The sequence below is a fragment of the Azospirillum halopraeferens DSM 3675 genome (assembly GCF_000429625.1).
Classification (GTDB): domain Bacteria; phylum Pseudomonadota; class Alphaproteobacteria; order Azospirillales; family Azospirillaceae; genus Azospirillum; species Azospirillum halopraeferens.
Genome location: NZ_AUCF01000005.1, coordinates 315,960 through 334,861 on the forward strand (window position 1 = coordinate 315,960; position 18,902 = coordinate 334,861).

General features: G+C 71.6%; 20 protein-coding genes. 10 read left to right on the forward strand and 10 right to left on the reverse strand.

Annotation, left to right across the window (positions count from 1 at the left end):
- Positions 1-104: 104 nt before the first annotated feature.
- Both G472_RS0107720 and G472_RS0107725 read left to right on the forward strand, forming a co-directional pair.
- Positions 105-1,598 carry an ATPase domain-containing protein gene (locus G472_RS0107720; RefSeq protein WP_029007916.1) on the forward strand — a complete coding sequence of 498 codons (1,494 nt, stop codon included), beginning with the start codon at positions 105-107 and terminating at the stop codon, positions 1,596-1,598.
- 11 nt (positions 1,599-1,609) lie between these two features.
- Complete coding sequence (locus G472_RS0107725; RefSeq protein ID WP_029007917.1) at positions 1,610-3,271, forward strand: response regulator; 1,662 nt, start codon at positions 1,610-1,612, stop codon at positions 3,269-3,271.
- Between the two features lie 21 nt (positions 3,272-3,292).
- Here G472_RS0107725 and G472_RS0107730 read toward each other — a convergent pair whose 3' ends face one another.
- From G472_RS0107730 to G472_RS31895, 4 genes are all read right to left on the reverse strand, one after another.
- On the reverse strand, positions 3,293-4,003 hold the full coding sequence (locus G472_RS0107730; RefSeq protein WP_029007918.1) for a hypothetical protein: 711 nt from the start codon (positions 4,001-4,003) through the stop codon (positions 3,293-3,295).
- A gap of 129 nt (positions 4,004-4,132) precedes the next feature.
- Entirely contained in the window at positions 4,133-4,783 is a 651-nt protein-coding gene (locus G472_RS0107735) for a hypothetical protein (RefSeq protein WP_084536513.1), read from the reverse strand.
- 22 nt (positions 4,784-4,805) lie between these two features.
- On the reverse strand, positions 4,806-6,113 hold the full coding sequence (locus G472_RS0107740; protein WP_029007920.1) for a DUF2336 domain-containing protein: 1,308 nt from the start codon (positions 6,111-6,113) through the stop codon (positions 4,806-4,808).
- Positions 6,110-7,807, reverse strand: coding sequence for a sensor domain-containing diguanylate cyclase (locus tag G472_RS31895; RefSeq protein WP_245593418.1), 1,698 nt, complete (start codon positions 7,805-7,807; stop codon positions 6,110-6,112). Before G472_RS31895 ends, G472_RS0107740 begins: the two co-directional genes overlap by 4 nt.
- Before the next feature lie 133 nt (positions 7,808-7,940).
- Here G472_RS31895 and G472_RS0107750 point away from each other — a divergent pair, with 133 nt between their 5' ends.
- The 5 genes from G472_RS0107750 to G472_RS0107770 all read left to right on the forward strand — a co-directional run bounded on the left by G472_RS0107750 (position 7,941) and on the right by G472_RS0107770 (position 12,045).
- The gene (locus G472_RS0107750) at positions 7,941-8,630 is read left to right on the forward strand and encodes a pyrimidine 5'-nucleotidase (RefSeq protein WP_035691477.1); all 690 of its coding nucleotides are present in this window, start codon (positions 7,941-7,943) and stop codon (positions 8,628-8,630) included.
- A 480-nt stretch (positions 8,631-9,110) separates the two neighbouring features.
- Positions 9,111-9,953 carry a 2,3,4,5-tetrahydropyridine-2,6-dicarboxylate N-succinyltransferase gene (dapD, locus tag G472_RS0107755; protein WP_029007922.1) on the forward strand — a complete coding sequence of 281 codons (843 nt, stop codon included), beginning with the start codon at positions 9,111-9,113 and terminating at the stop codon, positions 9,951-9,953.
- Positions 9,953-11,137, forward strand: coding sequence for a succinyl-diaminopimelate desuccinylase (gene dapE / locus G472_RS0107760; RefSeq protein WP_029007923.1), 1,185 nt, complete (start codon positions 9,953-9,955; stop codon positions 11,135-11,137). The genes dapD and dapE overlap by 1 nt, the downstream gene beginning before the upstream one ends.
- Positions 11,138-11,147: 10 nt before the next feature.
- A complete protein-coding gene (locus tag G472_RS0107765; protein WP_029007924.1) occupies positions 11,148-11,720 on the forward strand; it encodes a hypothetical protein in 573 nt (190 codons plus the stop codon).
- A 94-nt stretch (positions 11,721-11,814) separates the two neighbouring features.
- A complete protein-coding gene (locus tag G472_RS0107770) occupies positions 11,815-12,045 on the forward strand; it encodes a hypothetical protein (protein WP_029007925.1) in 231 nt (76 codons plus the stop codon).
- 31 nt (positions 12,046-12,076) lie between these two features.
- Here G472_RS0107770 and G472_RS0107775 read toward each other — a convergent pair whose 3' ends face one another.
- Complete coding sequence (locus G472_RS0107775) at positions 12,077-12,376, reverse strand: hypothetical protein (RefSeq protein ID WP_029007926.1); 300 nt, start codon at positions 12,374-12,376, stop codon at positions 12,077-12,079.
- Positions 12,377-12,441: 65 nt separating this feature from the next.
- Positions 12,442-13,473: a nicotinate-nucleotide--dimethylbenzimidazole phosphoribosyltransferase gene (gene cobT / locus G472_RS0107780; protein WP_029007927.1), complete on the reverse strand. Its 1,032-nt coding sequence runs from the start codon at positions 13,471-13,473 to the stop codon at positions 12,442-12,444.
- Between the two features lie 150 nt (positions 13,474-13,623).
- Here cobT and G472_RS0107785 point away from each other — a divergent pair, with 150 nt between their 5' ends.
- The gene (locus G472_RS0107785; protein ID WP_029007928.1) at positions 13,624-13,914 is read left to right on the forward strand and encodes an acylphosphatase; all 291 of its coding nucleotides are present in this window, start codon (positions 13,624-13,626) and stop codon (positions 13,912-13,914) included.
- 68 nt (positions 13,915-13,982) lie between these two features.
- Positions 13,983-14,483 (forward strand): hypothetical protein, encoded by a 501-nt coding sequence (locus tag G472_RS31900; RefSeq protein WP_051340552.1) that lies wholly within the window; start codon positions 13,983-13,985, stop codon positions 14,481-14,483.
- Between the two features lie 13 nt (positions 14,484-14,496).
- Here the strand turns inward: G472_RS31900 and G472_RS0107795 are convergent, their stop codons facing one another.
- From G472_RS0107795 to G472_RS0107810, 4 genes are read right to left on the reverse strand one after another with little or no spacing between them, the layout of a single operon-like run.
- Complete coding sequence (locus tag G472_RS0107795) at positions 14,497-15,159, reverse strand: histidine phosphatase family protein (protein WP_029007929.1); 663 nt, start codon at positions 15,157-15,159, stop codon at positions 14,497-14,499.
- Between the two features lie 16 nt (positions 15,160-15,175).
- On the reverse strand, positions 15,176-15,958 hold the full coding sequence (gene cobS, locus G472_RS0107800; RefSeq protein WP_029007930.1) for an adenosylcobinamide-GDP ribazoletransferase: 783 nt from the start codon (positions 15,956-15,958) through the stop codon (positions 15,176-15,178).
- Between the two features lie 41 nt (positions 15,959-15,999).
- Positions 16,000-16,239: a 2TM domain-containing protein gene (locus tag G472_RS31905; protein ID WP_035691479.1), complete on the reverse strand. Its 240-nt coding sequence runs from the start codon at positions 16,237-16,239 to the stop codon at positions 16,000-16,002.
- On the reverse strand, positions 16,220-17,926 hold the full coding sequence (locus G472_RS0107810; protein ID WP_029007931.1) for a long-chain-fatty-acid--CoA ligase: 1,707 nt from the start codon (positions 17,924-17,926) through the stop codon (positions 16,220-16,222). The genes G472_RS31905 and G472_RS0107810 overlap by 20 nt, the downstream gene beginning before the upstream one ends.
- Positions 17,927-18,203: 277 nt before the next feature.
- Between G472_RS0107810 and G472_RS40520 the strand changes: the two genes are divergently transcribed.
- Entirely contained in the window at positions 18,204-18,728 is a 525-nt protein-coding gene (locus G472_RS40520) for a cold-shock protein (RefSeq protein WP_281173325.1), read from the forward strand.
- Positions 18,729-18,902 lie beyond the last annotated feature (174 nt).

The window sequence follows — 18,902 nt, forward strand, 5'->3', positions numbered from 1 at the left end:
TTCAGGCGGAAACCGTATGACGCCCGCCGCCGCCTGATGGTTTCGGCTCGGGACCTTCTGCCCGCCGTGTCCGTTCCGACACATCATGGCGGAAGGAGACGCGCATGCCCGAACCGAAACCGATGGACCGCATCCTCACCGGCATCCCCGAATTCGACCTCGTGCTGCGGGGCGGATTGCCGAAGGAGCGGCTCCATCTGCTGGAAGGGGCGCCGGGAACCGGCAAGACGACGATCGCCCTGCAGTTCCTGCTGCAGGGGCAGCGTGACGGCCGCCGCTGTCTCTACGTTACCCTCTCGGAATCGCGGGCCGAGCTGTGCGCCTCCGCCGCCAGCCACGGCTGGTCGCTCGACGGGATCGGCATCTTCGACCTGATCCCCCTGGAAGCCCAGCTCGAGCGCCAGCAGAGCGTCCTCTACCCCGCCGAGGTGGACCTCGGCGAGACCATGCGCCTGATCACCGACCGCATCGAACAGGACGCGCCGGATCTGGTGGTGATCGACTCCCTGTCCGAGCTGCGCCTGCTCGCCCGCGACCATCTCCGGTACCGGCGCCAGATCCTGGCGTTGAAGCAGTTTCTGCAGGGCCGCCGCTGCACGACGCTGGTCCTCGACGATCTGACCGGCCCGCAGGGTGGCGGGGAACTGCACAGCCTGATGCACTCCGTGATGTCGCTGGAGCAGATCGAGCGCACCTACGGCGCGGCGCGGCGGCGCCTGCGGATCGCCAAGATGCGGGGAGCCGAATACCAGAGCGGCTGGCACGACTTCGCGATCACGCCGGGCAATGTGCTGGTCTTCCCCGGCCTGATCGCCGACGAGCACCGTGCAGCGTTCGCACCCGAGCCGGTGTCGAGCGGCCTCGACGCGATCGACGAATTGATGGGCGGCGGCATCACCCGCGGGACCACCACCATGCTGGTCGGCCCCTCGGGTGCCGGGAAATCGTCCATCGCCCTGCAATACGTGATGGCGGCGGTGCAGCGGGGCGAACACTCCGCCTATTTTTCCTTCGATGAGACCTTCGCCACCCTGTCCATGCGCAGCATCGCGCTGGGCCTGGACGTTGCGGAATCGGTTCGCCGGGGGGACCTGAGCTGGACCCGCGCCAACCCGTCCCGCCTTTCGCCCGGCGAATTCGTCTGGCAGGTCCGGCGGCAGGTGGAGGACCACGGCGCCCGCCTGGTGGTCATCGACAGCCTCAATTCCTATCTCGCCACCATGCCGGAAGAGACGGCGTTGACGCTTCAGATGCACGAGTTGCTGACCTACCTGAACAACCAGGGTGTGGTGACCATCCTCGTCCTCGCCCAGCAGGGCGTCATCGGCGATGTGGAGAACCCGGTCGACCTGTCGTTCATGAGCGACACCGTTGTGCTGCTGCGCTTCTTCGAGGTCGGTGGCGAGGTCCGCAAGGCGATCTCGGTCGTCAAGAAGCGTGCCGGCGTCCATGAGCTGTCGATCCGGGAATTCAGGCTGTTCCCCGACGGCATGCAGGTGGGTCCGCGCCTGATGGACTTCCACGGCATCCTCACGGGCGTTCCTGCTTACGACGGATCGCGGGACCCGTTGCTGACCCCCCGGCCCCAATCCGGCTGATCAGACCCGCCATGACCGGATACCCTGCACCGGCGCCCTTTCTCCTGCTCGCTCCCGAAGGACGGGATGCCGAGGTCATCGGGTTCGTGCTGGGCGAGATCGGCATCGTCACGCGCGTCTGCGCCGACCTGCCCGCCGTCTGTGACGCGCTGGATGCCGACGCCAGCGGGCTCATCGTATCCGAGATCGCCCTGTCGGCCGATGTGGCGCCCCTCCTCGCCTGCCTCGACGCGCAGCCGCCGTGGTCGGACCTGCCGGTCCTGGTGCTGACCTCGCGGGGCGATCAGCCGGGAGGCCGCGACCGCCGCGCCCTGTTCGGACGGCTGGGAAACGTCACGCTGCTGGAGCGGCCGATGCACGCGGAAGCCCTGCAGAGCGCCGCCCGGGCGGCATTGCGGGCGCGGGAACGGCAGTACCGCACGCGCTCCCACCTGCGGGAGATCGAGTTGTCGGCGGAGCGTCTGGAACGCCGGGTGGAGGAGCGGACGCGGGAACTGAGCGCCGAGATCGCCGAGCGGCGCCGCGCCGAGGAGGCGCTGCTGCACGCCCGCAAGCTGGAGATCATGGGCCGGCTCACCGGCGGCGTCGCCCATGATGTCAACAACGTGCTCCAGGCCATCGGCAGCGGCCTGTTCATGCTGGACCGCCATGTCCCCGACGGCCGGGCGCGCACCCTGTTCGACGCCGCCCGCCAGTCCGTCGATCGCGGCGCCGCCCTGACCCAGTCCCTGCTGGCCTTCGCACGGCGCCAGGCGCTCATGCCCCGTCCGACCGGTCTGCGTGAGCTTCTGAAAGGCATGGAGCCGCTGCTGGAACGCTCGCTCGGCGGCATGATCCGCATCACGGTGGAGGTGGCGCCGGACACCGCCGACGCCATGGTCGACCGGGGCCAGCTCGAATCGGCGATCCTCAACCTGGCGATCAACGCCCGCGACGCCATGCCGTCGGGCGGCCACCTGCGGCTCTGCGCCGGCAACACCGTCGTCGACCATCGCGGCGAGCCCGGACGGCCGCCGGACATCGCCCCCGGCCACTATGTGGTCCTGAGCGTCGCCGATGACGGCGCGGGCATGGACGGGGCCACGCTGGAGCGCGCCTTCGAACCGTTCTTCACGACCAAGGCGATCGGCAAGGGATCGGGCCTGGGGCTGTCGATGGTGCACGGCATGGCGGCCCAGTCCGGCGGTGGCGTGTGGATCGCCAGCACCCCCGGCCGCGGCACCACCGTCACCCTCTACCTGCCGGGGGTGCCGCGGGAAGAGCGGGACGCCGGGGAGGAGGAAAACCCCGCACCGCCGGAGCCGGCACGGCGCGCCGGCGGTGAGACGATCCTGCTGGTCGATGACGACGCGGTGGTGCGCATGGGAACGGCGGCCCTGCTGGAAAGCCTCGGCTATCGGGTGGTGGAGGCGGACGGCGGCGACACCGCTTTGGCCATTCTGCGCGACGGCACCGCCGTCGACGCCCTGGTGACCGACTTCGCCATGCCCGGCATGAACGGCGCCACGCTGGTCCGCGAAGCCCGCCGCGTCGCGCCGCACGTTCCCGTGCTGCTGGTCACCGGCTACGCCGACGCGCCGGACTTCGACGCCCCGGTGACGATCCTGCACAAGCCGTTCTCCGCCGGGGCGCTGGAGCGCAGCATGGCGACCATCCTGGACCCCGGGCGCTGATCACAGACCCGTCATCCCGGGTCAGGCATTTGAACCGCTCCGGCGCGCCCATGCGCCCGAGGTGTAGGCGGTGCGGACATGGCGGATGAGCAGGTTGCGCGCCTCGATGAGCTGGACCATGCGGTCGCGGCAGCCGACGACGCCGGTGTCGGGGTGATAGACCGGCGCCAGTTCGCGGAAGCGGCGGACCACCCGATCCTCGTCGAAGCACCATTCGTTGACGAAGCCGAACAGCCGGGCCGCGTCGCGCACCTGCGTGAGGCCGCCGTCGAGGGGCTGAAAGGAGACCCGCTCCAGGGCGTTGACCAGGGCCTTGTTGCGGTAGTCCAGCACCTGCACCTGCGCTTCCAGCCGGGACAGGTCGGCGCCGCGGACCAGACGCCACGCCTGCGGGTCGGCCAGCGCCAGCGCCGCCGCCAGCGCCCGGCGGATCACCGCCGGCTCGGCCGGGTGCTCCGCCAGCACCGCCAGCACCGCCGTCGCCTCGCCGTCGGCCGGCGCGCCGGGGTCGTCGATCCCGGCGATGTCGGGGGTGACCAGCAGCGCCGCCGCCGCCAGCGCCCCGGCGTCGCAGCCGCGCCGCGCCGCCAGGCGCAGCACCGCGTCATGGAAATCGGGGAAGCAGGGAACCGCGCAGGACGGTGCCGCCGCGCCGCCGGCCCGCGCCGACAGACCTCCCGGTCCGAACGGGCCGTCCGGCGGATCAAAGGGGAAACCATCGGGAGCGACCATCGGCGGCACCAAAATTTAGTGCGTGCGCGCCGCATGCTACGCAAAACCTTGGGGATACGCAACCGACCGCAAGGGACGCACCGCGGTCGCAGGGGGCTTACCCCGGGGAGCCGCGGTGTGCCGCGCCGATCAGCGCAGGGCCGCCGGCGTCCGCCGCGCCGCCAGTTGGTCCAGCAGGTCGGCGATGAACGCCTCCTCCGACTTCCCGGCCATGGCCGCCATGCCCTGGAGCATGGCGCCGCCGAACTTCAGCACGCCGGTGACGTCGATCCGCCACGCCCCGTTCTCCCGCACGAAGTCGGCGGGCACGGGCGACGGCTTGTTGCGGACCAGCAGCAGGGCGGAGGCACGGTCGCCGGCCACCCGCACGGGGCCGAGCGCGCTGTCGGCAATGGCGTCGGGGCCGAGCCAGCGCTTGGCCAGCGCGTGGTCGGCGATGTCCGCGACCTTCATGCGCCGCAATTCCGCAGCGCTGAGGTGGCGGCGCAGACCCAGCGCGGCGAACTTCTCCGCCGGACCCAGCGCCACCAGGCTGGCGCGGTCGCCGGCGCGGGCGGCGGTGCGCACACGCTCCAGCGCGTCCTGCGAGGCCCGCGACAGCAGCGGCACCACCGCCGCCCCGCGTCCGGCCGCCAGCGCCGCGCGCGCCTCGTCGAACACCGCGGCGACCGCCCGCTCCTCCCCGGTGCGGGGTGCGGGAGCCGCGACCGCGGCAGGCGGTGCCGCGACGGCCACGGGAACGGCCAGGGCAAGGGACAGGGCGAGAATCAGCCTGCGCATGGGTTGGGCTCCGCCGGACGGCTCAGGAGGTCGTGGTATCGACGCCGAAGAACTCGAGCTGCCAGCGCATCTCGTCGTCCGGCATCGGGTAGTGAACGCCGTCACGCGCATTAAGGGCCGATTTCGGCGGAATCTGGGCAAGGCGCAACTGCACCTGGCGGGCGAAGCGCATGGACAGGCCGGCCCGCCACACCAGCGCGGTGACCGCCCGCGGCGCGTGGGTGGCGATGATGCGGTCGACGGTGGCCAGCGGGATGCCCGACAGCTCCGCCAGGCCGGCCATCACCAGGCCCCGGTCGCCGTCCGCGAGCGCCCCATCCAGCAGGGATTCCGTCAGCTTGCCCTCCTTGAACAGCCGGGCGGCGCGGTCGGCCGGCCGCTCCTCCGGGGTCTCCGCACGGGCCTCGCCGTCGGCCCACAGATCCACCGGGCCACCCGCCCGGCCGTTGCCGACGCCCCCCCGGCCGACCCGCTCGCGCACCACCTCCGCCAGGTGGCGGGCCGCCGCGGGATCCAGGTCGGAGCGCTCCTGGAGCACCTTCAGCAGGTTGTCGGCGACGAAGCTGGCCAGCCGGGCCACCGCGCCGGCCGGCAGCCGGGGCCGCCGGACCAGCGGGCTGTGCCAGGGCTCGTGGCGCGGCGCATCGTCGATGATGCGGTCCAGGGTCTCCTCGCGGATCTGCGCCGAGGGGTTGGCCAGCAGTTCCGCCACCGCCGCCTCGTCGTCGGAGCGCGCGATGGCGTCGGCCACCGACGCCGACACGTCGCGGCGGTTGGCGATGGCCGACAGCGCGCCCGCCACCGGCCCGGTGAGGATGATGTCGAGCAGATCCTCTTCGGTCAGGATGGGCGAGTGCCGCAGAACGGGACCGCACACCTGCAACTCGACGTCGCGGGCCAGGGCGTTGATCACCGCGTGAGGTGCGTTGGGCAGGTCCTTCAGCGCCTCGGCCAGGATGCAGCGGACCTCGCCGGCCTGGTCGCGGGCCAGCGTCTCCAGGCATTCCACCGTCATCCGCTCGATCTGCGAAAGCTGGTCGGCCGGCAGGTCCGGCGCCAGGCGGGTGATCTTGCGGGCGAGCGCGCCGCGCACCGCCTCCTCGGCGTCCCTGGCCAGGATCAGGTCGGCCTGGCGCGGGGTGCGGTCGTTGGTGGCCAGCGCCCGGCGCACCTCGGCGGCCGCGTCGGCGGCCAGGAAGTACAGCAGCTCCGGCCGGACTTCGGGATGCTCGGCGACGCGGCGGCGCACCTCCGGGTCGGTGCTGCGCACCATCGCCTTGGCGGCTTCGTAGTCGCCGGGGTCGAGGGACGTCGGCGAGCGGACGGTCACGGGGCGGTCTCCGGCGCGGGGACGGGGTCGGGGGCGATGGTGTAGCTGCCCTTGCCGCGGGCCTTGGCCGCGTACATGGCGGCATCGGCACGGTCGGTCAGTTCCTGCACCGATTCGCCGGCGCCGGGCCGGTGCACGGCGATGCCGATCGACAGCCCCAGCGGCTTGTCCGGCGCCGCCGACAGGTGGACCAGGCCGGCGAAACCGGCCAGCAGGCGATCGGCCACGACGCGGGCGCGCTCGGCGTCGGTGCGGCCCAGCCACAGCACGAATTCGTCGCCGCCCAGGCGCCCCGGCAGATCGCCGGGGCGCACCCCGTTGGACAGCAGGGCGCCGACGGCCTTCAGCACCGCGTCTCCGTGCTGGTGCCCGCGCAGGTCGTTGACGGCCTTGAAATTGTCCAGGTCGACGTAGAGCAGGGCCGAGGGCCCCGTCTCGGTCCGGTTGAGCTGCTCCGCCAGCCGTTCGAAGAAGGTGCGGCGGTTGAACAGACCGGTCAGCCCGTCCCGCTCCGACAGGCGGCGCAGCCGCTCCTGGTAGGCGAAATGGGCGTGCACGATGCCGATGTGGTCCGCCACCCCGGCGATGAGCTGCCGGTCCTCCTCGTCCCAGGGATCGCCGTCATCGCCGCGCCACACCGCCACCGCCCCGTTGACGGAGCGCTGGTGCTCGGTCCGGCAGACCATCAGGCGCTCGTTCTCCACCGCGCCCGGCACCGGCGCCTCCGACGCGGCGGCCCGCGTCAGAAACGGCCGCAGGACCTCGGGCTCCGGCGCCGGGCCGCCGCCGAAATCGGCGACGGGCACCAATTCGCCGCCCTCGCCGGCGCGGTAGATCCGGCAACCGTCGGCGCCCAGCGCCCGCACCGTTTCCGCCGCCGCCAGGTCCAGCGCCTCGCCGGCGTCGAGCCGGTTGCGCAGGGTGTGGACGATGTGGGCCAGCAGCTTTTCCCGGTTGCGCACCCGCGCCAGCTCCGCCGACCGGATCACCGACTCGGTGATGTCGCGGCACACGCCCCGGGCACCGACCCAGCGGCCGCCCGCCGCGAACAGCGGCAGGGCCGAAGCGACCACGCAGGCCGGCGAGCCGTCGGCGCATTTCAGCCACAACTCGGTCTGGTCGACCGGCCGCCGGCTGTCGAAGGGAAGCGGCAGGTCGCCCCACTCCTCCACCACCAGGTCGCGGGGATCGCGACCGATCAGCGATTCCGCCCCGTAGCCCAGCGCGCCCTTCGGGGTGACGAAGACGAAACGGCCGTCCGGTCCGGTTTCCCAGGCGAAGTCGCTGGAGATCTCCACCAGGTCCTTGTAGCGCCGCCGCGACTCGGTCAGCGTCTGGCGAAGCTGGCGTTCCAGGGTGGCGTCCCGGCCGAACAGCAGAATGGAGCCGTCGGATTGAGGCGTCGCCGCCCATTCCACGATGAGCGTGCCGCGCGCCGCGTTCACGGGGAAAGAGCGCAGGCCGGGGGCCACGCTCGCCCCCTCCAGCCACAGGCGGACCTCGCCGATCCACGACGGGTCCTGTTCCAGCAGCAGGGCCGCCGCGGCGTTGGCGGCGGTCACCGTGCCCTCGCCGGCCATCCGCATCGCCGGACCGGGGAAGCCGGCCAGCACCATGGACACCGCCGCGTCGGTCGCCGACGCGGCGGTGGAACCGGATGCGGAATCGCTTGCGGGGAGCGGTACGGTATCCACGAACAGGTCCGGCGGTTGCATAATGCGGCGGCTCACCCGTGCAGGCTAACGATGTCCATGCTGCTGCGCAACCGACCCCGGCCTGCGGCGAAACAGCCTTGCCCGAACGGACCGGCGGCCCCATTGTCGCGGCATGAGCACCGCCCTGACCGACATCGAGGTCTGGATCTTCGACCTCGACAATACCCTCTACCCGGCGTCCTGTAACCTGTTCGCTCAGGTCGACCGCCGCATAGGGGAGTTCATCGCCATGCATTTCGGCATACCCCGCGATGAGGCGCGGGCCCTGCAGAAACGGTATTTCCGCGACCACGGCACGACGTTGCGCGGGCTGATGGTCGAACACGACATCGACCCCGTGCCGTTCCTCGACCACGTGCACGCCATCGACGTGACCCCGGTGCCGCCCAGCCCCCGGCTGGACCGCGCGCTGGACCGTCTGCCGGGGCGCAAGGTCATCTACACCAACGGCTCCACCCGCCACGCCGCCAACATCACGGACCGGCTGGGGATCAGCCGCCACTTCGACACCGTCTACGACATCGTCGAGGCCGGCTATGTGCCCAAGCCCGACCCGCGGCCGTACCGCACCCTGGTGGAGCGTCACGGCATCGCCCCCACCCGCGCCTGCATGGTGGAGGACATCGCCCGCAACCTGGTGCCGGCCCACGCCATGGGGATGACCACCGTGTGGGTGCGCACCGACGCCGACTGGGCCCGGCCCGACCGGGGCGGGGTGGGCAGCGGCAGCCACATCGACCACGCGGTCGATGATCTGGTGGCCTGGCTGGAAGGCATCGGGACCGCCCCCGAACCGTCATAAGAATGCGATGCCGACGTGAAAATGGCGAGGAAGCGCCGGCTTCCCCGCCATCTTTCGCGGGCGTTACCGGGGGAAGACCCACACCGATCGCCCTATGTCGGCGCCTTTGAAGGCGCTCGGTTTGGTGACGTTCCTCCCCAACTCGGGCCTCGACGGCGCAAGCGGCACTGTCGGCGACTATAGTCCAGTATCATGGCCTGTTTGGCAAGGGCAAAGACGCCGGTTCCATCCGATTTTCAGAAGAATCGGGCGAAGCGCGTGAGGAATTACGCCGGACGGACCCGCCAAGCTCTTGGGTGGGGCATCCCCGAAAGAATTTGTGCACCGCAATATAAGGTTTTTGGTCGCTTTCACTGTGGCTGCTCCGTTCGACAGCGTGCGTCTCGTATGGTAGTCCGCGCCGGGCTGCGCGGTTGACAAGCCGCCGGTCGCCGGCCCATGTTTCGCCGCTTTTCCGCCTTCGGACGCCAGGGGATCCCCATGACCGACGCCACGCTCCAATCCGCCATCGACGCCGCGTGGGAGACGCGCGACACGCTCAACCCGTCGACCACCGGCGCCGTGCGCGAGGCGGTGGACGAGGCGCTGGCCGGCCTGGACGCCGGCACCCTGCGGGTGGCGCACAAGACGGACGAGGGCTGGCAGGTCAACCAGTGGCTGAAGAAGGCGGTGCTGCTGTCCTTCCGCCTCAACGACATGGGGATCATCGAAGGCGGCCCCGGCGGTGCGGTGTGGTTCGACAAGGTGCCGTCGAAGTTCGCCGGCTGGGACGACGCCCGCTTCCGGGCCGCGGGCTTCCGCGCCGTTCCCGGCTGCGTGGTGCGGCGCTCCGCCTACATCGCCCCCGGCGTCGTGCTGATGCCGAGCTTCGTGAACCTCGGCGCGCGCGTTGATTCCGGCACCATGGTGGACACCTGGGCGACGGTGGGAAGCTGCGCCCAGATCGGCCGCAACGTCCACCTGTCGGGCGGCGTCGGCATCGGCGGCGTGCTGGAGCCTCTGCAGGCCAACCCTGTGATCATCGAGGACGACTGCTTCATCGGTGCCCGGTCCGAGGTGGTGGAGGGCGTGATCGTCGAGCAGGGCTCGGTCCTCTCCATGGGCGTCTTCATCAGCGCCACCACCCGGATCATCGACCGCGCCACCGGCGAGGTGTTCGTGGGCCGGGTGCCGGCCTATTCGGTGGTGGTCCCCGGCACCATGCCCGGCAAGCCGTTGCCCGACGGGTCGCCCGGTCCCAACCTGGCCTGCGGCGTCATCGTCAAGCGGGTGGATGCGCAGACGCGCGCCAAGACCTCCATCAACGAACTGCTGCGCGACTGATGATCGCCCTTGCGTCCCCCGACGATCCCGTCGCGCTGGCCCGCGCCCTCATCCGCTGCCCCAGCGTGACGCCGGCCGACGCCGGCGCGCTGGACGTGCTGGGGACGGCGCTGGAGCGGCTGGGCTTCGCCTGCCACCGCCTGCGCTTCGAGGAGCCGGGGACGGAGCCGGTGGACAACCTCTACGCCCGGCTGGGGACGCAGGGCCCCAACCTCTGCTTCGCCGGGCACACCGACGTGGTGCCGCCCGGCGATCCCGCGGGCTGGTCGGTGGACCCGTTCGCCGCGGAGATCCATGCCGGCAACCTCTACGGCCGCGGCGCCGTCGACATGAAAAGCGCCATCGCCGCCTTCGTCGCGGCGGTGGCGCGGGCGCTGACGGCCGGCGGCCCGCCCGCCGGCTCCATCAGCCTGCTGATCACCGGCGACGAGGAGGGCATGGCCATCAACGGCACCCGCAAGGTGCTGTCCTGGCTGCGCGAACGGGGCGAGCGCATCGACGCCTGCCTGGTGGGGGAGCCCACCAACCCCCGCCGCCTCGGTGACATGATGAAGATCGGCCGGCGCGGCAGCTTCACCGGACGGTTGAGCGTGCAGGGCATCCAGGGCCACGTCGCCTACCCGCACCTGGCGGACAATCCGCTGCCGCGGCTGGTGCGCATGCTCGACGCCATCACCCGCGACCCGCTGGACGCGGGCAATGCCCATTTCCAGCCCTCGACCCTGGCGCTCACCACCATCGACGTGGGCAACCCGTCCAACAACGTGATCCCCGCCCTGGGCAAGGCCACCTTCAACATCCGCTTCAACGACCTGCACACCCCCGCGGCGCTGGAGGCGTGGCTGCGCCGCACGTTCGACGCCGTGGGCGGGGCGTACGATCTGGACTGCTATTGCAGCGGCGAGTCCTTCCTGACGCCGCCGGGCCCCCTGACCGAACTGGTGGCCGATGCGGTGGCGGAGGTGACCGGCCACCGCCCGGAGTATTCGACCACCGGCGGCACCTCGGACGCGCGTTTCATCAAGGATCATTGCCCGGTGGTGGAGTTCGGCCTGGTCGGGCAGACCATGCACAAGGTGGACGAACACGTCGCCCTGGACGACCTGGCGGCGCTGACCGACATCTATGGCGCCATCATCCGCGACGCCTTCGTCCGGCTGGCACCGACGCAACCGTCCGCGTGACACCCCCGACATGATCACCCTGACCGCCCGGGACTTCGCCTATTCGGTGTTCGGCGCCTTCCGACTGGCGCGGTTCGACGCGGCCGGGCTCGACTACTTCGACCGCACGCCGGAAGGGGCGGCGAAGTCCTTCTACGCCGCCCTGGTGGTGCTGCCGGCCTACGCCGTGCTGCTGAGCCTGCGCCTGTGGGAAGAGATGCAGACCGTGCCGGTCATGCATTTCCTGGTGGTGGAGTCCATCGCCTACGTGGTGAGCTGGACCGCCTTTCCGGTGGCGATGATCACCATCGCCGCCATGCTCGACCGCGCCGACCGCTACACCGGCTTCCTGTGCGCCTACAATTGGTCGTCGGTCGTGCAGATGAGCGTCTATCTCCCGGCCGTCCTGCTGGCCGAAAGCGCCCTGCTGCCCTCCGGCATCGCCGAAGGGGTGGTGTTCGGCGCGATGATGGCGATGCTGACCTACCAGTGGTTCGTGATGCGCACGTCCCTGGACATCGCCGGCCCGACCGCGGCGGCGCTGCTGCTGCTGGACCTCTTCCTCTCGGCCCTCATCACCGACTATGCCGACGGGTTGCTCTGAACCTTGCGGGGCTGCCCGTCCGACTCCCTTGCACGGTGCGTGACAACACCGTTACGCTTCGGTGACGGATTCGTTGCCGAGGGGGACCCGGAGCATGTTCCAGTTGTTCGTGGTGGCCTGCGTCGCCCTGCGGGCGTGCGAGTACATGACGGTGCCCCTCCCCTACCCCACGGAAGCGCGCTGCGCCCAGCAAGCCGCCATCCTGGCGGGCATGGTCCGCGCCCGGCACCAATACCGCGAGCTGTCCTACGAGTACCGGTGCACCGCCACCGATCGCCGGCAGGTCGCCGGCACCGCCCCGCCATCCCCCGGCCCCCGGGAGTGAGGCGGCCGGCTCTCACGGGAGGGGAAGCGGTTCAGCCGGCCGCCGCCTTGCGGCCGAGCGGGACGTCCAGAGCAAGCTGATCGCTCCGGCCGTCAAGGCGGGCGATCTCCGATATCCACGCGACGCCGGTCATCTCCTCAATCGGCTGCTGCTCGGCCTCGATCCGCTTCAGCGTGCCGTGTTCAGGGCCGTTGATGCGCCCTTCGAGACGGGCGATGTCCTCCTTGGTCGCAAAGCGCTCCAGGTCCTTTTTCGTGGCAAGCGTCGGCAACACCTCGTCGAAGCGTTGGATCAGCCCGCCGAGCAGGCGCTTGAGGTCCTCGTCGGCCAAGAGCCCCCCGCGAATACAAACGCGTGCAAAATAGCACGGTCACTCGCGCCGATGGAAGGGCCGGCCTAGCCGCCGACGCGCCCGCTCACGCCGGCGTCGGCGAAGGTCGCCATGCCCGCGTGGCAGGCCGCCGCCGCCCGCAGGACGGGGATGGCGAGCGCCGCCCCCGACCCCTCGCCCAGGCGCATGCCGAGGTCAAGCAGCGGCTGCTTGCCGATGGCCTCCAACAAGCGGGCGTGGCCGGGCTCGACCGAGCGGTGGGCGACGACGCAATGGTCCAGGGCCCGGCGGTCGGCCTTGTGCAGGACCGCCGCCGCCGCGGTGCAGGCATAGCCGTCCAGCACCACCGGCACACGCGCCATGCGCGCCGCCAGGATCGCCCCGGCGATGGCCGCCAGCTCATAGCCGCCCAGGCGCCGCAGCGCCTCGAACGGATCGTCCCGGGCCTCGGGGTTGGCCGCGAGGCCCGCCTCCACCGCGGCCACCTTGCGCTCCAGCCCGGCGTCGTCGACACCGGTGCCGCGGCCCACCCAGTCGCGCGCGGCCCCGCCGAACAGGGCGTGCGACAGGGCGGCGGCCGACGTGGAGTTGCCGATGCCCATCTCGCCCAGCGCCAGCAGGTGGATGCCCATCTCCGCCGCCATCATGCCGTAGGCCATGGCGCGGCAGCATTCCTCCTCGTCCATGGCGGGGGCGGTGGTGAAGTCGCGGGTCGGGTGCTCCAGGTCCAGCTCGTAGACGCGCAGGTCGGCATCCGCCACCTCGCACAGCCGATTCACCGCAGCCCCGCCGTTCTGGAAATTGGCGACCATCTGCGCCGTCACATCCGCCGGGAAGGCGGAAACGCCGCGGGCCGCCACACCGTGATTGCCGGCGAACACCGCGACGCGCGGGCGCTGGATGACGGGCGGGTGCTGGCCCTGCCAGGTCGCCAGCCACTCCGCCAGGCCCTCCAGGCGGCCGAGCGCGCCGGCCGGCTTGGTGAGCTGGCGCTCGCGCTGCACGGCGGCGGTACCCGCATCCAGGTCGGGGCCCGGCAGGTTGCGGACGAGCGCGCGGATCTCCTCGAACGACAGGGCGGGCTGCGGTTGGCTCATGGCGGTGCACCGGACGGAGGACGGGAGGAAAGGCCGGGACATTGGCAGGAAACCGCCGGCCCGTCAAAGGCTGCGGGGCACGCCATCTCCTGGCGCATCGCGCCCGCCGTGCCCACAATAGCTGCCGGTGCGAAGCGAGGAACGAACGGCATGGAACAGGACGAACCCCGGGCGGTGCGGGTCCGTATCCACGGGCGGGTGCAGGGGGTGTGGTACCGCGGCTGGACGGTGGAGCGGGCGACCGGGCTGGGCCTGCGCGGCTGGGTGCGCAACCGCGCCGACGGAACGGTGGAGGCGGTGTTCGCCGGCTCCGGCGACGCGGTGGAACGGATGCTCGTGGACTGCCGCGCCGGCCCGCCGGCCGCCCGTGTCGTCCACATCGCGGTGGAACCGGCCGAGGACCCCGGCCCCGGCGGCTTCGCGCAACGGCCCACCGCATGAGGAGCGATTAGGGATTCGTTAGCCACGATTCCCTACCCTGCCGGAACAGGGCCGGCGGAAGGATGAGCATGGGCACGATGAACGCGGCACGGGCGGCGCTGGCCGGGCTGCTTCTCCTGGCCGCACCCGCGGCGCGCTCCGGCCCGCTGGAGCGCACCGATCCCGGACACATGGCGCCGCTGCCGCCGGGCGGATACGACCTGCCGCTCAGCCCGCCGGTCATGCGCTTCCCGCTGCCGCCGCAGTGGGTGACCATCCGGGTGAACCAGGACTGGCGCACCGCCGGGCGCATCGACAAGGAGCTGTCCAAGGCCTGCGCCGAACGCCGCTTCCGCGAGCTGCTGCCGATGCGCTTCCGCGCCATCTTCAAGCGCGACGTGCTGGGGGTGGCGTTCGGCCACGGCCTGAACCTGCGCGACGAGGGGAAGCTGGCCGATCCGCGGATGATCTACCTGTTCCGCAACGGCGACAGCACCGGCTGCATCGTCGTCGCCATGACCAACGAGGACGCCCGGCTGCTCCAGCGCATCGCCGACGAGGAGCAAAGGGTCGGCGCGCCGGGGCGATAGGGCCGGCGGCACCTCACCCTTCCGGCAACACCGCCCCCGGCGGCAGGTTGACACCGGACACGCGCCAGGCCGGGGGATGGCCGTCCACCGCGATGTGGTCGATCCGGGTCAGCGACAGGGTGTCGATGCGCAGGCGCAGCGCCGCCTCGGGGTCCAGGGACAGGGCGTGGGCCAGGGCGGCGCGGATCGACCCGCCATGGGCCACCGCCACCACGTCGTCCCCGGCGTGGGCGGCGGTCCGGCGCTCCAGCGCAGCACCGACGCGGGCGACCACGTCGGCGAAGCTCTCGCCCCCCGGCGGCCGCTCGCTGGCCGGGGCGATCCAGAAGCGGTGGACGGTGGCGTCGCCGCGGGCGTGCAACTCGTCATGGGTCAGGCCGGTCCAGGCGCCGAAATGCTGCTCGGCCAGGTCGGGCTCCACCGCCGGCTCGGACAGCGGGTCCGGGAGTCCGGCGGCGCGGATGGCGGCGGCCCGGATGGCCGCGGCGGTCAGCCCGGTGCGCAGCAGTTGGGTCACCAGCCACACCGCGCCGCGCGGCAGCCCGCCGGCCAGGGCCGCGAAGGCGTCGGCGTTGCCGGTGTCGCAGTCGATGTCCGACTGCCCGTAGATCAGCCGGCGGGGGTTCACCACCGGAGCGTGGCGGATCAGCCACCAGCGCGTCGTCACCACCGTCATCGGGTCCTCGTCATCCTCACCGCAGCGCCACCAGCACCAGCAGCACGGCGATCTCCGCCGCCTGCTGCACCGCCCCCAGCACATCCCCGGTGTAGCCGCCGATCTGGCGCAGCGCCAGCCCGGCAACCGCGGCGGCGGCCAGCGCCGCCCCCGCCCAGGCCGCCGGGGCCGCCGCTCCCGCCGTCGCCAGCGTCACTCCGGCCGCCAGAGCGAGGGCCAGCACCACCCGGCCGGCCGTCGGGTTGGCCTGCGTGGCCGCCAGCCCGTCGCGCCGGGCCGGAGCCAGGGTGCGGGCCACCACGGGGACCGCGGCGCGCGAGCACGCCCCCGCCGCCGCCAGGGCCGCCGTCACCGCCCCCGGTCCGGCGAGGGCCGCCAGTGCCGCCACCCGCAGACCCAGCGTCAGCACCAGCGCCGCGGCGCCGTAGGTGCCGACGCGGCTGTCGCGCATGATCTCCAGCTTGCGCTCCCGGTCGCGGCCGCCGCCGAATCCGTCGGCCACGTCGGCCAGCCCGTCCTCATGCAGCGCCCCCGTCAGCCACACCATGGCCGCCACCGCCAGCAGGGCGGCGACCGGCGGCGGCAGGTTGGCAAGGGCTGCGAGCGCGTAGACGCCGCCCCCGGCGGCCCCCGCCGCGGCCCCCACCAGCGGGAACCAGCCCATGGCGCGGGCCAGCCCGTCCGGCGCCGGCGGGTGGCGCAGGCGCAGGGGCACGCGCGTCAGGAAGATGACGGCGAGGGTCAGGTCGTCGAGCCAGGCGAGCGGGCGGGCGGGTTCGGCAGGCGGGGCGGCGGGCATGCCCTCTTCCTAGCCCAAAGCGCCGGCGGCGGCGAGCGCCGTCAGCCGGAGCGTCGTCTGAGCAGCCCCATGGCGTAGGCGGCGTGGATCGCCAGCGGCGCCCCCCAGCCGACCAGCAGGAAGAGGAACCACGGCGTTTGCGGCGTGGTGGCGGCGTTGATCGGCACCACCACCACCATCACCGCGAAATAGGCGATGAGGTGGTTGAGGAACCCGCGCAGGCGCTGCCGTGCCGCCGGATCGCGGGCGGGGGGCGGGCCGTCAGCCACCGGCGGTGCCACGGCGGGCCTCCTCTTCCTCCAGCAGGGCCTTGCGCGACAGCTTGCCGATCATGGTCTTGGGCAGCGATTCGCGGAATTCGACGAACTTGGGCATCTCGATGGGCGACAGCTTGTCCTTCAGGAAGGCGGTCAGCTCCCCCTGCGTCAGCGACGCCCCGTCGGCGACGCGGATGTAGGCTTTGACCGTCTGGCCACGGTACGCGTCCGGCAGGCCGGCGACAACGCATTCGGCGACCGCGGGGTGCAGGTAGATCGCCTCCTCCACGTTGCGGGGATAGACGTTGAAGCCGCTGCACAGGATCATGTCCTTGATGCGGTCGACGATGAAGACGTAGCCGTCCTCGTCCATGATCCCGACGTCGCCCGTGTGCAGCCGCCCGTCGACCAGCGTCATCTCGGTTTCCGACGGCTTGTTCCAATAGCCTTTCATGACCTGGGGGCCGCGGATGCACACCTCCCCCCGCTCGCCCGCCGGCAGCACCCGGCGCGGCTCGTCCAGGCTGACGATCTCGATGGTGGTTCCCGGCAGGGGCAGACCGATGGAGCCCGCCTTGTTCACCCCGTTCATGGGGTTGCATGTGGCGACGGGGGACGATTCCGTCAGGCCGTAGCCCTCCACCAGGGTGCAGCCGGTGTTGCGCTCGAACGCCTCCTTGACCTCCATGGGCAGCGGCGCGCCACCCGACAGGCACAGGCGGATCGACGACAGGTCGAAATCCTTCAGGCGCTTGTGGTGGTTGATGGCGGTGTAGATGGTGGGCACCGCCGGGAACAGGGTCGGCTTGCGCCTGTGGATCGTCTCCATCACCTGGTCCAGGTCGAAGCGCGGCAGCAGCACGATCTCCGCACCCAGGCGGATCGACAGGTTCATCGCCACGGTCATGGCGAAGACGTGGAAGAAGGGCAGGACGCCCAGCATGCGCTCCTCGCCCGGCCGGGCGGTGGAGAACCACAGGGTGCTCTGCACCGCGTTGGCGTAGAGGTTGGCGTGGGTCAGCATCGCCCCCTTGGGGATGCCGGTGGTGCCTCCGGTGTACTGGAGCACCGCCACGTCGGCCGCCGGGTCGATGGCCGGCCGCTCGTACCGGCCGTCGTTGGCGACCAGGCGGCGGAAGGAGACGTGCCGGTCGTCGGCCGGGACGCGCGCCCGCTCCTTGCGCCGGACGATGGGAAACAGCCAGTTCTTCGGCCAGGGCAGGACGTCGGCCATGGGGCAGACGATGACCCGTTTCAGCCCCGTCCCCTCCATCACCCGCGCCAGCTTGTCGTAGAGCACGGCGAGATCGAGGGTCACCATGGCGTCGACGCCGGCGTCGGTGATCTGCTGGGCGATCTCCCGCTCGGCGTAGAGGGGATTGAAATTCACCACCGTGCCGCCGGCCTTCAGCACGGCGTAGAAGCAGACAACGTAATAGGGCGTGTTGGGCAGGAACAGCCCGACGCGGCTGCCGCGCCCGATCCCCATCGCCTGCAGCCCGGCGGCAGCCCGGTCGACCAGCGCCCCGACCGCGGCGTAGGTGGAACGGCGGCCGAGAAAATCCAGGAAGGGGCGGTCGCCGTACCGCTCCACCGCCTCGTCCAGCAGCCGGTCGAGGGGAGCCACGGGAATCGCCGCGTTCCAGTCCACGTCCGGCGGATAGCGCCGCTCCCACGGAAGGGACGGCACGGTCGCTGCGGCCTCGGCCATGATTCGATCCCCCACCTGTTGGCTTTTCCCCGCAAATGGGCAGCGATCCCCGATCCGGCAAGCTCTGCGGCCGGACGTCGCGGCCCCCCGCACCCGCGCGAACCGCGGCATCGGCAGGGAAGAATGGGCTGGAGACTCCCCTTGCCGTGTGGCTAATATTCCCGCCGGGGCGGCGCCGGGCGCGCCCGGTGCCGCGTCCGCGGTGCAATCGCGCCCGCGCGGTCCGATCCGGTCCTGCGGCCCGGTCGCGCGGCGCGCCGGGTCGGGGGTAGGGCACGTGTCTCGCGTCGATCAGACCAACGCCGAACCGGATGCGGTGGACGGCGAAGCCCGGGTTCGGGCTCTGGTGAAATGGTTCAACGTGTCGAAAGGTTTCGGTTTCGTGGCGCCGGCTGACGGATCGCCGGACGCCTTCCTGCACATCTCCGTGCTCAACCGCGCCGGCCTGCACGACCTGAACGAGGGTGCGGAAGTGGTGTGCACCGTGGGCCCCGGCGTCAAGGGGCCGCAGGTGTTGCGCATCGTCGACGTGCGGCCGTCCGAAGCCCCGCCCCGTCCCGCTCGGCATCGGCCCGCCGCACCGGCCGGCCCGCAGGAGGAGGTGTCGGGGACGGTGAAATGGTTCAAGCCGGACAAGGGGTTCGGCTTCGTCACCGCCGACGACGGCGCCAAGGACGTGTTCGTGCACAAGAGCGTGCTGCGCCGCTGCCACCTGAACGATCTGGCGGCGGGCCAGCGGGTCCTTATGCAGGTGCAGGAAGCGGCGAAGGGGCGTGAAGCCACCCGGGTCACGCTGCTTTAGGACCGGTCGGCGACGGACCCATGCGCAAAGGTGGCATAGGTTTGCCTCGACTTCCGCTCACTTGAGCGATTAGAACCGACTCCACCATAGTTGGCCCGCCCTGCCTTTCCCGCGGCGTCGCCCGGAGAGGCTGCGGGAACCGACCCGGGACAGGCGAGCGAGCGACAGAAGCGA

Excerpts from the sequence above, each read along its gene's own strand:
- G472_RS0107720 (WP_029007916.1), top strand. The coding sequence starts at position 105 with ATGCCCGAACCGAAACCGATGGACCGCATCCTCACCGGCATCCCCGAA.
- G472_RS0107725 (WP_029007917.1), top strand. The coding sequence starts at position 1,610 with ATGACCGGATACCCTGCACCGGCGCCCTTTCTCCTGCTCGCTCCCGAA.
- G472_RS0107730 (WP_029007918.1), bottom strand. The coding sequence starts at position 4,003 with ATGGTCGCTCCCGATGGTTTCCCCTTTGATCCGCCGGACGGCCCGTTC.
- G472_RS0107735 (WP_084536513.1), bottom strand. The coding sequence starts at position 4,783 with ATGCGCAGGCTGATTCTCGCCCTGTCCCTTGCCCTGGCCGTTCCCGTG.
- G472_RS0107750 (WP_035691477.1), top strand. The coding sequence starts at position 7,941 with ATGAGCACCGCCCTGACCGACATCGAGGTCTGGATCTTCGACCTCGAC.
- dapD (WP_029007922.1), top strand. The coding sequence starts at position 9,111 with ATGACCGACGCCACGCTCCAATCCGCCATCGACGCCGCGTGGGAGACG.
- dapE (WP_029007923.1), top strand. The coding sequence starts at position 9,953 with ATGATCGCCCTTGCGTCCCCCGACGATCCCGTCGCGCTGGCCCGCGCC.
- G472_RS0107765 (WP_029007924.1), top strand. The coding sequence starts at position 11,148 with ATGATCACCCTGACCGCCCGGGACTTCGCCTATTCGGTGTTCGGCGCC.
- G472_RS0107770 (WP_029007925.1), top strand. The coding sequence starts at position 11,815 with ATGTTCCAGTTGTTCGTGGTGGCCTGCGTCGCCCTGCGGGCGTGCGAG.
- cobT (WP_029007927.1), bottom strand. The coding sequence starts at position 13,473 with ATGAGCCAACCGCAGCCCGCCCTGTCGTTCGAGGAGATCCGCGCGCTC.
- G472_RS0107785 (WP_029007928.1), top strand. The coding sequence starts at position 13,624 with ATGGAACAGGACGAACCCCGGGCGGTGCGGGTCCGTATCCACGGGCGG.
- G472_RS31900 (WP_051340552.1), top strand. The coding sequence starts at position 13,983 with ATGGGCACGATGAACGCGGCACGGGCGGCGCTGGCCGGGCTGCTTCTC.
- G472_RS0107795 (WP_029007929.1), bottom strand. The coding sequence starts at position 15,159 with ATGACGGTGGTGACGACGCGCTGGTGGCTGATCCGCCACGCTCCGGTG.
- cobS (WP_029007930.1), bottom strand. The coding sequence starts at position 15,958 with ATGCCCGCCGCCCCGCCTGCCGAACCCGCCCGCCCGCTCGCCTGGCTC.
- G472_RS0107810 (WP_029007931.1), bottom strand. The coding sequence starts at position 17,926 with ATGGCCGAGGCCGCAGCGACCGTGCCGTCCCTTCCGTGGGAGCGGCGC.